At 46.3% G+C, this 14,326-nt stretch carries 16 protein-coding genes; 7 read left to right on the top strand and 9 right to left on the bottom strand.

Annotation, left to right across the window (positions count from 1 at the left end):
- Positions 1-298 precede the first annotated feature (298 nt).
- The 6 genes from GVN20_RS01255 to GVN20_RS01230 all read left to right on the top strand — a co-directional run bounded on the left by GVN20_RS01255 (position 299) and on the right by GVN20_RS01230 (position 6,389).
- Complete coding sequence (locus GVN20_RS01255) at positions 299-1,306, top strand: c-type cytochrome (RefSeq protein ID WP_166556595.1); 1,008 nt, start codon at positions 299-301, stop codon at positions 1,304-1,306.
- A 35-nt stretch (positions 1,307-1,341) separates the two neighbouring features.
- Complete coding sequence (locus tag GVN20_RS01250; RefSeq protein ID WP_166556594.1) at positions 1,342-2,577, top strand: hypothetical protein; 1,236 nt, start codon at positions 1,342-1,344, stop codon at positions 2,575-2,577.
- Between the two features lie 24 nt (positions 2,578-2,601).
- A complete protein-coding gene (locus GVN20_RS01245) occupies positions 2,602-3,543 on the top strand; it encodes a hypothetical protein (RefSeq protein ID WP_166556593.1) in 942 nt (313 codons plus the stop codon).
- Between the two features lie 56 nt (positions 3,544-3,599).
- On the top strand, positions 3,600-4,754 hold the full coding sequence (locus tag GVN20_RS01240) for an FAD-dependent monooxygenase (RefSeq protein ID WP_166556592.1): 1,155 nt from the start codon (positions 3,600-3,602) through the stop codon (positions 4,752-4,754).
- Between the two features lie 61 nt (positions 4,755-4,815).
- Positions 4,816-5,391 (top strand): hypothetical protein, encoded by a 576-nt coding sequence (locus GVN20_RS01235; RefSeq protein ID WP_229598938.1) that lies wholly within the window; start codon positions 4,816-4,818, stop codon positions 5,389-5,391.
- Positions 5,388-6,389, top strand: coding sequence for an alpha/beta fold hydrolase (locus GVN20_RS01230; RefSeq protein WP_166556591.1), 1,002 nt, complete (start codon positions 5,388-5,390; stop codon positions 6,387-6,389). The genes GVN20_RS01235 and GVN20_RS01230 overlap by 4 nt, the downstream gene beginning before the upstream one ends.
- Before the next feature lie 55 nt (positions 6,390-6,444).
- On the opposite strand, the gene GVN20_RS01225 is transcribed toward GVN20_RS01230, so the two are convergent.
- The 3 genes from GVN20_RS01225 to GVN20_RS01215 form a co-directional block, all read right to left on the bottom strand.
- The gene (locus GVN20_RS01225; RefSeq protein WP_166556590.1) at positions 6,445-7,329 is read right to left on the bottom strand and encodes a pirin family protein; all 885 of its coding nucleotides are present in this window, start codon (positions 7,327-7,329) and stop codon (positions 6,445-6,447) included.
- Positions 7,329-7,952: an alpha/beta hydrolase gene (locus GVN20_RS01220; protein WP_166556589.1), complete on the bottom strand. Its 624-nt coding sequence runs from the start codon at positions 7,950-7,952 to the stop codon at positions 7,329-7,331. Before GVN20_RS01220 ends, GVN20_RS01225 begins: the two co-directional genes overlap by 1 nt.
- A gap of 61 nt (positions 7,953-8,013) precedes the next feature.
- A complete protein-coding gene (locus GVN20_RS01215; RefSeq protein WP_166556588.1) occupies positions 8,014-8,988 on the bottom strand; it encodes a VOC family protein in 975 nt (324 codons plus the stop codon).
- 331 nt (positions 8,989-9,319) lie between these two features.
- Here GVN20_RS01215 and GVN20_RS01210 point away from each other — a divergent pair, with 331 nt between their 5' ends.
- Positions 9,320-10,273, top strand: coding sequence for a helix-turn-helix domain-containing GNAT family N-acetyltransferase (locus GVN20_RS01210; RefSeq protein ID WP_166556587.1), 954 nt, complete (start codon positions 9,320-9,322; stop codon positions 10,271-10,273).
- A 30-nt stretch (positions 10,274-10,303) separates the two neighbouring features.
- On the opposite strand, the gene GVN20_RS01205 is transcribed toward GVN20_RS01210, so the two are convergent.
- The 6 genes from GVN20_RS01205 to GVN20_RS01180 all read right to left on the bottom strand — a co-directional run bounded on the left by GVN20_RS01205 (position 10,304) and on the right by GVN20_RS01180 (position 13,947).
- Positions 10,304-11,260 carry a VOC family protein gene (locus tag GVN20_RS01205; RefSeq protein WP_166556586.1) on the bottom strand — a complete coding sequence of 319 codons (957 nt, stop codon included), beginning with the start codon at positions 11,258-11,260 and terminating at the stop codon, positions 10,304-10,306.
- 82 nt (positions 11,261-11,342) lie between these two features.
- On the bottom strand, positions 11,343-12,215 hold the full coding sequence (locus GVN20_RS01200; protein WP_166556585.1) for a helix-turn-helix domain-containing protein: 873 nt from the start codon (positions 12,213-12,215) through the stop codon (positions 11,343-11,345).
- 50 nt (positions 12,216-12,265) lie between these two features.
- A complete protein-coding gene (locus GVN20_RS01195) occupies positions 12,266-12,568 on the bottom strand; it encodes a Dabb family protein (RefSeq protein WP_166556584.1) in 303 nt (100 codons plus the stop codon).
- A 197-nt stretch (positions 12,569-12,765) separates the two neighbouring features.
- Complete coding sequence (locus GVN20_RS01190) at positions 12,766-13,017, bottom strand: hypothetical protein (RefSeq protein ID WP_166556583.1); 252 nt, start codon at positions 13,015-13,017, stop codon at positions 12,766-12,768.
- Positions 13,018-13,031: 14 nt separating this feature from the next.
- Entirely contained in the window at positions 13,032-13,244 is a 213-nt protein-coding gene (locus tag GVN20_RS01185; protein WP_166556582.1) for a hypothetical protein, read from the bottom strand.
- Positions 13,237-13,947 (bottom strand): OmpA family protein, encoded by a 711-nt coding sequence (locus tag GVN20_RS01180; protein ID WP_166556581.1) that lies wholly within the window; start codon positions 13,945-13,947, stop codon positions 13,237-13,239. Before GVN20_RS01180 ends, GVN20_RS01185 begins: the two co-directional genes overlap by 8 nt.
- Between the last annotated feature and the right edge of the window lie 379 nt (positions 13,948-14,326).

Below are 14,326 nucleotides of genomic sequence, written 5' to 3'. Positions count from 1 at the left end.
TACCAACACGCCAACTATTCTATACTGCTTCCGATAAAGCCTACCCAAAATAGGCCTGCCGTTGTACAACGACTGAACGGGCGGTTGTTCCGTTACAGCTCCTTCAAATGACGTTTCATCAGGGACGCTATTGAAAATCCCCCTTCCCATTGCCCAATTTTGTATCGTCAATCAGCCAAACAAAGGCCTCTTGACGCAATGCAGCCATAAAACATACCGCAAAAACCCTCCGTTGGAAACGCCGCCGTTTGCCGCTGCAGTGCTATAATTCAGCCATTTTTTCCAACAATTTCAAGTCATGAAAACCATCCTTCGTTTCATTTTTATCGGTCTGGCCGTGGTGGTCACGGGCGTTAGTCTTGTACTGGTCTATGTTAAATTTTGGTTGCCCGATGTAGGTGCCGCTCCCGAATTAAAAATCAATACTACGGCCGCCCAGATTGAACGGGGGCGCTACCTAGCCAATCACGTCAGTGTGTGCATGGATTGCCACAGCACCCGCGACTGGAACCTTTTTGCAGGCCCACCCAAGGCGGGTACCGAGGGCAAGGGGGGTGAGCGCTTCGGCCCAGAGATGGGATTGCCGGGCACTATTTATTCGCGCAATATCACCCCTGCTGGCGTGGGCCACTGGACCGACGGCGAGTTGTTTCGCGCTATTACCTCAGGGGTAACCCGCGAGGGCAAAGCCCTGTTTCCGTTGATGCCTCACCCTTCCTATGGCCGTATGGATCAGGAGGATATCAAATCCATCATTGCCTACCTCCGCTCTCTCAAGCCCATTTCAAACGAGGTGCCTGATTCAGAATTAGAATTTCCAATGAATTTTATTGTCAATACCATTCCGCAAAAACCCAATTTTCAAACTCGCCCCGACACAACCGACCAGATAGCCTATGGACGCTACATGGTCAATGCCGCTGGCTGTGCCGAGTGCCACACCAAAAGAGAAAAAGGAGAACATGTGGCAGGAATGGAATTTGCGGGAAGTGCAGAATTTGCCTTACCGGGGGGTATTGTACGTTCGGCCAACCTTACGCCTGATGCCGAAACTGGGCTAGGACGCTGGACCAAAGCTGCCTTTATAGCTCGTTTCAAAGCCCTCGACCCAGCCACTGGCTATAAACCACATCCCGTAAAACCCGGCGACCGACAAACGATTATGCCTTGGCCAATGTACGCAGGGATGAGCGAGCAGGATTTGGGGGCCATTTATACCTACTTACAAACGCTTAAACCTATCCCAAACAGAGTGGTAACCTTTACCCCTACCACTTCTGAAAAGGAAACCATTGCATCAAAATAATCAACTAACAGTAAAACAATCAATTGCTCACAGCCATGAAAAATATTACAAATACACTACTGGGTCTTGCGCTCATCACCCTCTCGGTTTCGTGTACCGAACCCGACCCCGCTCCCACCACTTTGCCAGAACCCACTGGGCACGTTACGGCACAGGGCACCCCAGATGGTACAGCAGTAACGGCCGCCATAGGTCCCGCAGGAGGTACTATCGAGTCGACCGACAAGCGTATCCGGGTCGAAATCCCCGCGGGTGCATTGACTGCTACTCAGACCATTACCTTACAGCCCATTACCAATAAAGCTCCTAACGGCCAAGGACAGGCCTTCCGGTTTACCCCACACGGATTGCAGTTTGCCAAACCAGCCACTATTTCTTTTAAATACACCGATGAAGACCTCAATGGTACTTTTGCCGAAGCATTGGGGATTGCTTACCAAGATGATAAAGGTATTTGGAAAGTACCAAAGGGACTTACGCTCAAGAAAGAAACCAAAACCGTGAGCGTCACAACTACCCACTTCAGCGACTGGAGCTTTTTTGAATCGGTTTCGCTTGAGCCTAGCTATAAAGCTCTTGACCTCGGCGAAAAAACGACTTTGGCCGTTAAACACGTATTAAAAGATATTATTCCTCTTGTACCTCTAACCAGTGAAGACCAAGAACTCGAACTCCTTAACCCCGAATATCTACTTGATGCCCAATACATTGACAAATGGGAGTTGAAAGGTGAAGGTGACTTGAAAACAACCAATAGCACCGCCGTTTATCAGGCCCCAAACTACATCCCGGGTCAAAATCCAGTCCGCGTAGAGGTTAGTATTAAGTCAAAAGGAAAGGCGGTAGGGCTACTCATCAGCCGTATGTACGTAATGCCAGAAGGTATTACTCTTCAAGTTGACGGCGGAGATTGGATAACACTACGTGGTGGAGCCAACATTAACAGTACTCACAATATAATAGAAGGCCAATTGGCGGGCACATTTGTGGTGTTGGGATGGGTGGGTAGCCCTCGCGGTCAGTTTCATTGGACACTCGGCACCAATGTCAGTTTCGTTTATACTGTCGGCCTAAGGTCATACCAAAACCGATACGGTACTGGGCCTTCCCTCAGCGGTGGTACTTTAAACGTAGATGATGCTGGCAATCAATCGCCTTACGTACTCGGGACTTTTACGGTCACACCCGCAGGTTGGTATCATGCAGACCCTTACAATCCCCTGGGTACGGCGCAAATTCGGGGGATGTTCCGCGTAAAAAAGGTAAATTAGTTTCATTATCAACGATTTATAGCCATGAAATACATACCTATTCTTTGCACAATCCTCTTTTTGGCGGCATTAATGGCCATGAAGCCGCTCGATGCCTTGACCGATACGGGAGTCACTCTCCAAAATGTACGTCAGGGAGTATTGGAAAATTTGGCCGAAGAAAATTACTTTTTATTTAACAGCACATCGGCCATGCGTAAAATCGCCAAAGGGATTCCCGAAAACGCGCAGGCTACGACCGTAAGAGCTTTAGGCAAATGGGTTCGTTCGTATGTCGAGTCTGATAACTTCAAACAGGAATATCGGCAATGGCTCAAACAAAAATACCCCGTTGACGAAACTTACAGCGACGCGGTTGTAGCACAACGCGAACAGGCAGTAGGTGGAATGGATTCGGCTATTAGCCAACAAATGGCGCTGATTCAGCAAACGTATGCACAACTCGACCCGGCCATGTTGCAAATGAGCATTAAAGCACAACTTTCTCAGCAAGAGGCTCAATTGACGACCCTTGAGGGTGAAGAACGCGCCGCAAAAGCTCGTGAGTTAGCGGAACTCAAAAAGATTTTGGCCGCCACAGAAGGGAAACCTACGGAATTTAAAAAGCAATTTATCGCTTACCACAGTAAATTGCTGAAACAGGGAAGCGACCAAAACAAGAGTCAACAACAAAAGGATTTGGCCAACGCCCAAGAGCGCAATATAGAATACAAAAAACAGAACGCTATTTTGGATGCCCACAGCGATTTTCGGCCGCTGTTGCGGCAACGCCTCAAAAACTTTATTGTCCTTTGCGATGACGTAGATTTCAACGCCAAACTGATACCTTCTGGCAGGAAACAGGATTTTATCAACTCCTTGTATCAGCGCAAACCCGCCGAATGGAAGTTTTTGTACCGTCTTGGTAAAACACCCGTGATGGAAGCCCGAGCGTTTGCTCAGGAATGGTTAACCGACTTAAAATAGAAGGAACCATGTAGTCTCTATCTTTACAATGTACGCTCAGCAAACAACCCAGTTTTATGAAAATCGCTATCATTGGGGGAGGAATCGCAGGTCTGACCACCGCGATTGCTCTCCGGCAAATTGGAATCAACGTAGGCATTTACGAAGCCAATCAGGAACTTCGCCCCGCAGGAGCAGGTATTGCCTTGGCTGCCAATGCGGTAAAAGCCTTTGAATTGCTCGGTCTCCGCGATAAAATATTGGCTCACGGAAATCCCTTCGAGCTCTTTTCTATCTTAGATAAACAAGGAAAAATCATTACCGAATCAAATTACTTTGCAGCGGTCGAGAAATACAAAGTAATAGGCAGTTTTTCCATTCATCGTTCTGATTTACAAAAGACGCTTTTAGAGGCAATCGAGGATATTCCACTGTACTTAGGGCATCAATTTCTTACACTCACCCAAAACAATGAAGGAGTCACCTTGGTGTTTCGTAACGGACATACTGCTACTTTCGATTATGTTTTGGCGGCCGATGGTATTCATTCTGCCGTTCGTCAGCAATTGGTACCCAGCACCAAAATAAGATACGCCGGATACACCTGTTGGCGAGGAGTAACCGACACTGCACCGTCAGGCCTGAATCCCAAACAAGCCTCCGAAACATGGGCGTCAGAAGGAAGATTCGGCATTGTGCCGCTTCAGGGAGGGCGTATTTACTGGTTTGCCTGCGTTAATGCACCAACAGGCGATGAACCCCGTTTCCGAAAATTTACCAAAACTGATTTGTTGCACCATTTTGGTCAATTACACGCTCCGGTAGCCGAAATCATAGGCCTTACGCCCGAAAAACGGATTTTGCACAATGATATTATTGATTTAAAACCACTTCGTCAACTGGCCTACGGCAAAGTATTGTTGATGGGCGATGCCGCTCATGCCATGACCCCCAACATGGGGCAAGGGGCATGTCAGGGAATTGAAGATGCGGTGGTACTTCAACGGCTGATTAGGCAATACCCAACCGACTTGTCGGAAGTCTTTAAGAAGTTTGAAGCAGTACGTTTACCTCGAACAACAACCATTGTGAACCGCTCTTTTACACTTGGTAAAATTGCACAGGCGAGTCAGCCCTGGCTTATTGCTTTACGCAATGCACTTTTTAGGCTGATGCCTACCCATATGAACAATCGACAGTTAGATTTTATAATGGATATGAATGCCGCCTAAACTGGTACACTCAACAGATTGAGTCATCGGAGAAACATTGGCAAAATCAGAAAACTAAGCCATGAAAAACATTCATTTAAGCCTGTATTTGATGCTGGGGCTACTTATCCTCACCAAAAAAAATACACAGGCGCAATCGCTCAGGATCAGTTATTACGGCGAAACCATTTCGCATTATGGCCTCAAAACAGCATATGAATACCCGCTTTTCAGTAAAATAAAAGAGCGTAATCAATCGCTTAAAATGCTTTTGATTGCGCCAAGCGCGGCACTTTATCGCCATCCGCATAACCATTTAGGTATCATCATTGCCCCCGAGTTGATATATCGACGTATAGGCAAACGGGGTACGCTGCTTGAGGCAGGCATTGCCCCTGCGTACTTTCGTTATTTTTTGGAGGGTTCTACCTACCAAGTAACTGCCAATAGTGAATTAGAACGCATACGCTATGCTGGAGGAAATGCTTTCTTGCCTACTGTTTTCGTAGGCACTGGACGCGCTCTTTCAGTGCGTCGCGGTCTTTCTTTTGATTGGTATACTCGGCTGAATATCAGCCAACAACGCCCCTATAACACATCCGCTCTTAACCGATTCAGCCTGGAAATAGGGGCTATTTTTCCCTTCAAAAAGCAATGAAAACAATTCATAAGTTATTTACGAGCCTCGCAATTATCCTAATTTTGGTTTCCTGTAAAGACCAAGATGTAGAGCCAACCGAGCAAAAAACACTTTTTCTCCGTCATAAAGGAGCCGATATGCCCGTTTGGGTACACGGAAATGCCCAATCTAACAAAATTGTGCTGTATTTGCACGGTGGACCGGGCGATTGTGCAATGTGTTACCGGTATTATTTTAAAGAACTGGAAAACGACATGATGGTGGCCTATTGGGACCAACGGGTAGCGGGAGCATCGTCTGGCAAAGTAGATTCGGCAACGTTACGCTATGCTCAATTCAGTGAGGATGCTTTTTATGTTGTCAAACTGCTCAAACAACAGTACCCCAACGCTCAGATTTATTTGTTAGCGCATAGTTTTGGCGTTGAGCTGGCTTGGCAGTTTTTGACCACAAACAATAATCAGCAAATGATTTCTGGATTAATGGCCGTCAATGGGATGTTTTCTTATTATCGTTGGCTGTATCATGTTCGGGAATGGGCATTGCGTGAGGCAAAAAAGCAAAATAATGCCGAAGCAGAACGTGAATTAATGGCCAATCCAGTAACTCTTGAAAATACAGCAACCGTTAATTGGGAGCTTATTTATCGGTGGATGCACAAACTGGGCGGTAATCCAGTGTCCCTTTATGACGATAAAAAATACCTAGCAAATTACGCTTTTGCTTCACCCAATACCGCTTTAGCGCAGTTTACTCATTCCAAAGCCTACAGTTATTACGGTGAAGTTGAAAGTCGTCTTTTTGAAAAAGGAGCTTTATTGAAGAATATTCGGATTCCAGTCAGGCTGTTTTGGGGAGTAAAAGATGGTATAGTACCCGTAGAAGTAGGACGTGAAACCCAACAATTGCTGACCAATACTTCGGTGTCAACGGTGGAGTTCAGTCAATCATGGCACGAACCTTTTATCACTGAAACTCAAGAATTTAATAATGCCGTACGCAGTTTTGTGAAGTAATCATTTTCAACCATCGCATCGCGGGGCCGCGATGCAATGGTTGAAAAAAGAAGGCTTATTCAGAATATTCCACTGGCTCCAAAAAGCCCATTTTGCCCGATTGATAATCCTGAAGTGTTTGCATGATTTCGGCTTGCGTGTTCATCACAAACGGACCATAACTTGCAATCGGCTCATTGATAGGCTCTCCGCCCAAAATCAATAACCGCGCCCCTTTTGTGCCAGTTGACACCGAAATCCATTCTCCTTGCTGACTGAGTTTGGCAATGCGCTTGGCAGCGGCTTTTTCGGTATTGTTCAAAACCACTTCTCCCTGCCCCACATGAATCGCCACGTTGAATCCTTGGGGCAGTTGCAGCTCAAATTGACTTTCACCTGACACAATCACCTCCGCTAAAAGTACGGGCGTGTAGGTAAGCGCGGGCCCTTTGATTCCGTTCAATTCGCCCGAAATAACACGTAATTGGGTGTTTTCATTGACCGCAACCGCTGGAATTTGAGCAGAGGTAAGTTCCTGATAACGCGGTTTCTCCATTTTATGCGCCCTCGGGAGGTTCACCCACAATTGGACAAAATCCAAAACTCCACCCTGACGCGAGAAGTTGGCCTCGTGTTTTTCTTCGTGAACCAAGCCCGATGCCGCCGACATCCATTGCACATCACCCGCAAAAATAACACCCTTATTACCTGCCGAATCGCGGTGCTGAAGTGCTCCTTCAAACACTACTGTGACGGTTTCGATACCACGGTGTGGGTGTTCATCTACGCCTTTCGGAATCCGTGAAGGCTTCACCTGCATCGGGCCGTGATGGTCGAGCATCAGAAAAGGGCTAAAGTCTTGAAATCGTTGGGAAGGAATCATGCTTTGTCCTACAAATCCATCGCCCACCTGCTGCGGACGGCCTTCCCATACGTACGAAATGGTTTTGAATGTTTTCATTATGCTTGGTTTAACACCTGATTAATGTGATTGATTTCGTCCTGAAAAACACTGTGCGGGGCGTTCGGATAGATTCGTTCCGTTACATTAGCCCCTAAATTTTTGAATACTTCGGTACTGTCCTGAACGCGGTGCAAAGGCACGTGCGAATCTACATCCGAACATCCCAGAAAGATGGGCGTTCCTTCAAAATCGCCCGAGTAACGCTCCGCCTTAATGGAATCGCCAATGACACCACCGCTTAAAATAAATACTCCTCCCAACGGCTGAGCATTCCGCGCCGCAAACTCTGCCGTCAAACACGCGCCCTGCGAGAAGCCCAACAAGTAAATCTGCCGCGAATCAAACCCTTGTCGCTTGATATCTTCCACCAATTGGCTCAACACCTGCAACCCTGCCGATAGGCCCGGTTCATTTTGATTTTCGGGTGCCAAAAAACTGTACGGATACCAAGTGTTGCCCGTGGCTTGAGGCGCTGCCAGAGCGGTGTTTTCCACGTTGAGTTCAGCAGCCAAACTCAGAATGCTTTGCGCACTCGCCCCGCGTCCGTGGGTCATGATGAGTACGCGTTTGGCTTGGGCAAGCGGCTGGCCCGCCCAAACGGTATTTTTTATGTTGTGCATGTTAGTATATTTTTTTCAGGGTTAGGGATGAAAGTTTTTGCCTCCGCAACCCTGACTCTAATTAGCCAATATTATATTTTTGATAAACGGCTTCCAGCGAAATTGGTTGCAACAATTGCTCAATTTGCGCACGATTGCGTTCTTGCCAAGGCGGCAATTTGAGGGCTTCACCCAATTTTGCTTTTTCTTCGTCCAATAAAAAGCCAGGAGGCGTAGTGGCTACCTCAAACAGCACCCCACCTGGTTCGCGGAAATAAATGGAATGAAAATACTGACGGTCAAGCACATGCGTTGGCATAAAACCCGCCGAAAGTACCGCTTCGCGCACTTCCAGTTGAGAATTGTCGGTCGGAGTATCAAAGGCCACGTGGTGTACGGTTCCCGCGCCGTTCATTCCCCAACGGTTGTTGTTGTCCCAAACAATATCCACAAACTGACCTGCGTGACCGCCTTTGGGAGCATAACGACGACGAGCGCCTGCTTCGGCAATAAACTCATAATTGAGCGAATTGGCCAGCAACGCTTCCGTGCGTTCATAGGTGGTTTCCCACAATTCGATATTCCAAAAACCACGAATCGAATACTCCAACGGAATATGTCCGTAAGTAAAACCTGGGCGCGTATCCACATCGTTGGCAATCAATTCCAGGCCTAATCCATCGGGGTCTTCAAAGTAGATAAACACTTCGTTGAACCGTTGTTGAGGATTTTTGTACAAAATACCGTATTGGTCAAAGCGTTTGGTCCAGAAGTCGATGGCCGACGTAGGAATGGAGAAGGAGGTAGTAGCCGCCTGTCCTTTGCCGTGGCGTCCTTTCTGGCTGCCTTGTCCAAACGGAAAGAAGGTCAAAATACTGCCTGCATTGCCCGTTTCGTCGCCGTAATAAAGGTGATATACGTCGGGGGCGTCAAAATTGACGGTTTTTTTGACTAGCCTCAATCCGAGTAAACCAACGTAAAAATCCACGTTTTGTTGAGGGTCAGCGGCGATGGCCGTTACGTGGTGTATGCCTGTGATTAAATTGTTCGTTTCCATTGTCTTGGTTGTTATTGCTTAAATAGCGGTTGTTTCTTTCTGTTGATCAACTTTTTTGTTTTATTGACTCTGCAAAGGTCATGCAATAATATAGGTTGAACAATGGCGAAAAGAAGGAATGCGTTGTCAAAATCATGGCTTTGCTTGTATTTCAGTAGTAAACAGTCAAGGCTAAAGTAGGTTTGTGCAAGCGGATTCTCAAATCCACCAGTGAGGTTTCTCAAAACCGAGTACCCATTCATTGTCCATTTCCTAAAAATTTATCCAGGTTATTGGTTTTTACATAACCATTATTTTAATTTACGTAATTGCTTACGTAAATAATTTATTCATGGAATTGTATCGAACATTAGGCTACGTGGCCTTAGGAAGTTATATGCGCCGACTGGGTGAAATCAGTCAGCAAGCCTCTGCACAGGTGTATCAAATGTATGGAATGGATTTTGAGGTAAAGTGGTTTCCTGTATTTTTGGCCGTGGCACAAAAAGAGGCCGAGACGGTCTCGAAAATTGCCGAATGCATCGGGCAGTCGCACGTGGGCGTTAGTTTGATGGTCAAGGAAATGGCAAAAGCAGGCTTTTTGGAAAGTCAGAAAGGATTGGTCGACAAGCGCGAAACCACCGTCAAGCTGACCCCAAAAGGGGACCAAATGCACGCCCGCATGAAAGAACTGCTGGAGGATTTGGAAGACACCATGAACGAAGTAAGAAACGAATGTGAAACCGACGTGCTACGCGCCCTGATGGAATACGAGCAGGTGATTCTGCGCAAAAGTCTACCTGAGCGCATCAAAAGCAGATTGAAAACGCGCGAACGAAACAAGGTTAACATCATTTCTCTGAACCCTCAAAACGAAATCCACCGCGCAGGATTCAAACGCATCAACTACGAATGGATTGAACGGTACTTTAAGGTCGAACCCCTCGACATGGAATCGCTCGAAAATCCTGATAAATTCTACCTCAACAAAGGTGGACTGGTGCTATTGGCCGAATACCAAGGCAATATTGTGGGCACTTCGGCGCTCAAACCCATGACCGAAGACAGCATGGAGCTTTCGAAAATGGGCGTCGACAACAACGTCAAAGGGCTGGGAATCGGCGAGTTGCTGGGGCAATCTATCATTGACGAAGCCCGAAAGATGGGCTTGAAACGTTTATATTTGGAAACCAATTCGCGTTTATTACCCGCTTTGAATCTCTATCAAAAACTTGGATTTAAAACCGTCAAAGACTTTAGTTCGCCTTATTCGCGGGCGGATGTGGCCATGGAGCTGTTTTTGTAAATCCCACACGCTCTTCATTTTCCGTCTAGTTTACAATTGAATTTTCGGCAGCCCCGCTTCAATGACGGCACGGTTGTGTTCTTTGTCGTTTGGCAGCATAAGGTGCGTGCCCAATTCTTCGACCGTCTCATCGACGTCAAAGCCCGGGCCGCTCGTGGCAACTTCAAACAATTGGTGCGAAGGCAAACGAAAATAAATGGAACGAAAATACTTACGGTCTTTGATTTCGGTCACTTCCATGCCCAACTCCTCGACCAGTCGGTGACGCAGCGCCTGCTGCGCTTCTTCGTTATCAATTTTCCAGGCTACGTGATGTACAGTACCGATGCCATTTTTGCCGCGTGGGGTGTCCGCAGCTGCCCGGAGCAATTCTAGGGCGTTTCCTGATTGACCGCCTTTTACCTCCAGACGAACCCGGTCGCCGTATTGCGCCACTTCGGTCATGTTCATTTCGGCGGCCAAAAAGTGCCTCACGGGTTCCCAATCATTCTGCGCTACCCACAACGTGACATGGTGAATGCCCCGAATGGCCACTTCTTCGTTGACTTCATCGGTGATGAAAGGCGTACGAGTGTCGTTATCGTCGGTCATTAATTCAATTTGAAGTTCGGCAGGGTCACGAAACCACAACACTTGCTGCCCAAAACGAACTGATGAAACCACGGTAATACCCGCATTTTCTAAACGACTTTTCCAAAAACCCAGCGCCGTCGAAGGAATCGAAAATGTGGTGGAAATAATCATCCCCGTTCCTTCCACACCTTTACGAACTCCCTGATTTTGATACGGAAATGTAGTAAAAATCGTACCAGGAGTGCCATTCTTATCGCCATAATACATGTGATATACGGCATTGTTATCAAAATTTACCGTTTTTTTAACTAGCCGAAGGGCTAACAATTTGGTGTAAAAATCATAATCTGCCTGCGCTTCGTTGACGGTGGCGGTCACGTGGTGAAGTCCTTTGATGAATGGCTTGGTTTCCATGGGGGAAAGTTTTTTTTGATTGCAAAATTGACGCAATAAATCACCTCTATCAACGTAAAAACCACGGAAGTTGTTGGCGTTTTTACGGTTCGGTGTTTTCGCGGAACTCACTAAACGCCATTCCTTCGCTTTTTTTGAAGAATTTGCTAAAATGGGCAATGTCGTCATATCCCAATTGGTAAGCGATTTCTTTGGCGTTGAGTTCCGAGTAGCGCGCCAATCGCTTTGCTTCCAACGCCAGTCGGTTCTGAATAAATTCTTTGGCCGACGTACCCGTTTCACTTTTAATTACATCGTTGAGGTGATTGGCGGTCAGGTGTTGGCGGTCGGCGTATTCATTGACTTTATGGTATTTCCGAAAAAAAAGCTCAACATCACTTTTAAACTGTTTTACAATCTCCGCCTGACGATTGTCCCAGGTTTTGTTCAAGACTTTTTTGTCGGATTTGAAACGTTTGCATTGCAGTAAAAACAACTTTAGCCACGCACCTACCGCCTCCCATTTTTGAGAGCGTTCCGACTGCGCTTCGTCCTCCATACCCCTGACCAACGGCAATAATTCATATATTTCATCGGGGGTCAGTTCCAACGGCAGCGACTCATCACAGTTGAAAAACAGGTCCATATCGTACAACTGCGAAGGCGAAAAACTGTATTGCTGCAAAAAATCTGGTCTAAAAAGAATAACGTGCCCGCGCGGATTGGGCTCCGTCACGGTCAGGTGATGGATTTGTTCGGGAGAAACAAAATACACCGTATTTTCCCGCAACGTATATTCTTTAAAGTCAATCTGGTGGGCTCCTTGGGCGCGCTCAACCACAATGACGGTGAAGTAATCGTGCCGATGCGGCAAATCGGGGGTTTGAGAACGGCGTTCTTCCACCTCTGCCATACTGCGATACGCAAACGGAGTAGGAAGATGCGCCTGCCGAATATGGGTTTCAGGTTTTTGCATGGGGGATAAGAACAAAAACGGCATGACTTACGCCATGCCGCGGGTATCCATTAAATATCATCTGAATCGTACACAATGACCTTTTCCCACAAGTGCGCGCAGTTTTCCACAAATTTATGGTGAATGGGGTGGTCTTGATACACATCCTGCTCGGCTTTGGTTTCAAACAGCATCAGCCACGACACCGAATACGAACGGTCAATAACTCCCCGGTGGGTATCGGCTACTTTGCCGATGTGGGCAAGTTTTACACCCTCAAGCGCGGTTAAGGTCTGAAGGCCTGCCACCAATTGGTCGCGGTCGGCGGCGCTGTCGGGATTTTTCAAAAAAAAGAAAACGTGATGTACAAACATGGTTTTGGAAGGGGGTTTTATAATGAGAAGCAATTCTACCCAAAATCTAACCATCTAAAATCACCTAAAAGTTCACCACCAAGCCCATTTCAGCACAAAACACCGCAGTCTATTTTATACAAAAAAAGAGCCGGGGGACAAAATCTCCCGGCTCTCACCCATTCCTAAACCCTTTACCTTATGAAAAATCTACTACACTATTTTTTGATTGGAACCGTGTTGGGTACTTCATTGTACCCACGATTGCCGCTCATGTTTTTGCTCTTTGAATAGTCGATGCTCTCCTCTTCGGAAGTGTGCGCAACATCAGACTTGATTTTAATTTCTTCGGGCGTTTTTTCTGGCACAATTGTGTCCGAAAACAGCGCATCGGTTGAGTTTTCTGTATTTCCGGATATCATTTTTGTTTTATCCGCAATTATTTCGTCTTCAATCAATGTCTTTTTCATGGCTATTGTCTTTTCTATCCGCCCGTGTATTTTTCGGCTTCTTCGGCGTTTTTCTTTATCTCTTTGTACAACTTGATGTCTACTTTTTCGGGGTCTACGTCAGTTGTTTTGGGCAACGTTTCTTCCTCTTTTTTGTGAATTTCACCCGTTTTAGGGTTCTTTTCAAAATCCTGAGGTGTGATGAGGCTCTCTGGCATATCGTTGTTTTTTAAGGACTTATTAGCCATTTTTCTTACTAATCTTATCTTGTTCTGCTTGGCGCTTGGCGTCTTGTTTCAAGGTTTGATTGGCCACGATAGCTATCTCAATCCGCTGATTCATACGTCGTCCTTCATCGGTGCCATTAGAGACCTTGGGCGTTTGTTCACCAAAGCCTTGTGTCACCATTCGTAATAGCGGCACGTTGTGGGCCAGCAAAAAATCTGCGAATGATTCGGCCCTTTTTTCGGATAAAATTTGGTTTTGCTTGGCATCTCCTACTCCATCCGTATGACCCGCAATCAACAGCTCCGTATCTTTGTAGGTAATCAGTGTTTCGGCCATTTTTTTCAGTTGTTCCTGAGGTGTATTAGAGAGGGCATAACTATCACTTTCAAACAACACAACTGAACTCACTGTAATCTTTATGCCCTCTCCGATACGTTCTACTAAGGCTATTCCGCTCAAATCACGGTTCAGGACTGTAGCCTGTTTTTCCATGTATTTTTCAATAACAGCACCCGCAGCTCCACCGATTGTTGATGCCACGATGGCAAAATTGGCGGGGTTTTTAGACCTGCTGATTGTCTGTTTGGATGCTCCCGAGGTATCGTTCCCCGATTTTCTAACGTTTGGTGTGGATGTACAGCCGGAAAGCCCTGCGATAGACGAAAGACTCATCGCAAAAATGAACAATCTTTTAATCGGTATATTGATATTAATTGTTTTCATGGCTTGTTTTCCCAATTAGACAGCCTGCCTCTCGGCTTCGTCACTCATCTTGGTGATAATTCTGTATATTGTATTTCCTTAGGCTGAGCTCAATATATATCCTTAAAAAGTCGTGCCGGGCATCAATGTTCAAATGGGGTTACGTTGGTATTTTTATAACAAAATATGCTGTCCGTAGTTATTTAATTCGGTGGGAATTCAGTTTGACCTTTCGAAAAAAATCATCCCGCTTTTGTTGGCTAAATCTTCTAATCGAATCCGCAGTGTGCGTAGTGGGTGAATGCGATAGATACAACATGCCTACCGAGGTGGCCAAACCCACAAATCCGGTAATAGTAATTAACAAAGCAATTTCCATAACATTAAGTAAATTAGAGTT

Source organism: Runella sp. CRIBMP (assembly GCF_009905605.1).
In the GTDB taxonomy this organism is placed as follows: Bacteria; Bacteroidota; Bacteroidia; order Cytophagales; family Spirosomataceae; genus Runella.
The sequence above is the reverse complement of the archived record's forward strand: the minus strand, read 5'-3'. Positions and strand labels throughout refer to the sequence as shown.

Excerpts from the sequence above, each read along its gene's own strand:
- GVN20_RS01180 (WP_166556581.1), bottom strand. The coding sequence starts at position 13,947 with ATGAAAACAATTAATATCAATATACCGATTAAAAGATTGTTCATTTTT.
- GVN20_RS01190 (WP_166556583.1), bottom strand. The coding sequence starts at position 13,017 with ATGAAAAAGACATTGATTGAAGACGAAATAATTGCGGATAAAACAAAA.
- GVN20_RS01200 (WP_166556585.1), bottom strand. The coding sequence starts at position 12,215 with ATGCAAAAACCTGAAACCCATATTCGGCAGGCGCATCTTCCTACTCCG.
- GVN20_RS01235 (WP_229598938.1), top strand. The coding sequence starts at position 4,816 with ATGAAAAACATTCATTTAAGCCTGTATTTGATGCTGGGGCTACTTATC.
- GVN20_RS01240 (WP_166556592.1), top strand. The coding sequence starts at position 3,600 with ATGAAAATCGCTATCATTGGGGGAGGAATCGCAGGTCTGACCACCGCG.
- GVN20_RS01210 (WP_166556587.1), top strand. The coding sequence starts at position 9,320 with ATGGAATTGTATCGAACATTAGGCTACGTGGCCTTAGGAAGTTATATG.
- GVN20_RS01225 (WP_166556590.1), bottom strand. The coding sequence starts at position 7,329 with ATGAAAACATTCAAAACCATTTCGTACGTATGGGAAGGCCGTCCGCAG.
- GVN20_RS01245 (WP_166556593.1), top strand. The coding sequence starts at position 2,602 with ATGAAATACATACCTATTCTTTGCACAATCCTCTTTTTGGCGGCATTA.
- GVN20_RS01205 (WP_166556586.1), bottom strand. The coding sequence starts at position 11,260 with ATGGAAACCAAGCCATTCATCAAAGGACTTCACCACGTGACCGCCACC.
- GVN20_RS01215 (WP_166556588.1), bottom strand. The coding sequence starts at position 8,988 with ATGGAAACGAACAATTTAATCACAGGCATACACCACGTAACGGCCATC.
- GVN20_RS01230 (WP_166556591.1), top strand. The coding sequence starts at position 5,388 with ATGAAAACAATTCATAAGTTATTTACGAGCCTCGCAATTATCCTAATT.
- GVN20_RS01255 (WP_166556595.1), top strand. The coding sequence starts at position 299 with ATGAAAACCATCCTTCGTTTCATTTTTATCGGTCTGGCCGTGGTGGTC.
- GVN20_RS01250 (WP_166556594.1), top strand. The coding sequence starts at position 1,342 with ATGAAAAATATTACAAATACACTACTGGGTCTTGCGCTCATCACCCTC.
- GVN20_RS01185 (WP_166556582.1), bottom strand. The coding sequence starts at position 13,244 with ATGGCTAATAAGTCCTTAAAAAACAACGATATGCCAGAGAGCCTCATC.
- GVN20_RS01195 (WP_166556584.1), bottom strand. The coding sequence starts at position 12,568 with ATGTTTGTACATCACGTTTTCTTTTTTTTGAAAAATCCCGACAGCGCC.
- GVN20_RS01220 (WP_166556589.1), bottom strand. The coding sequence starts at position 7,952 with ATGCACAACATAAAAAATACCGTTTGGGCGGGCCAGCCGCTTGCCCAA.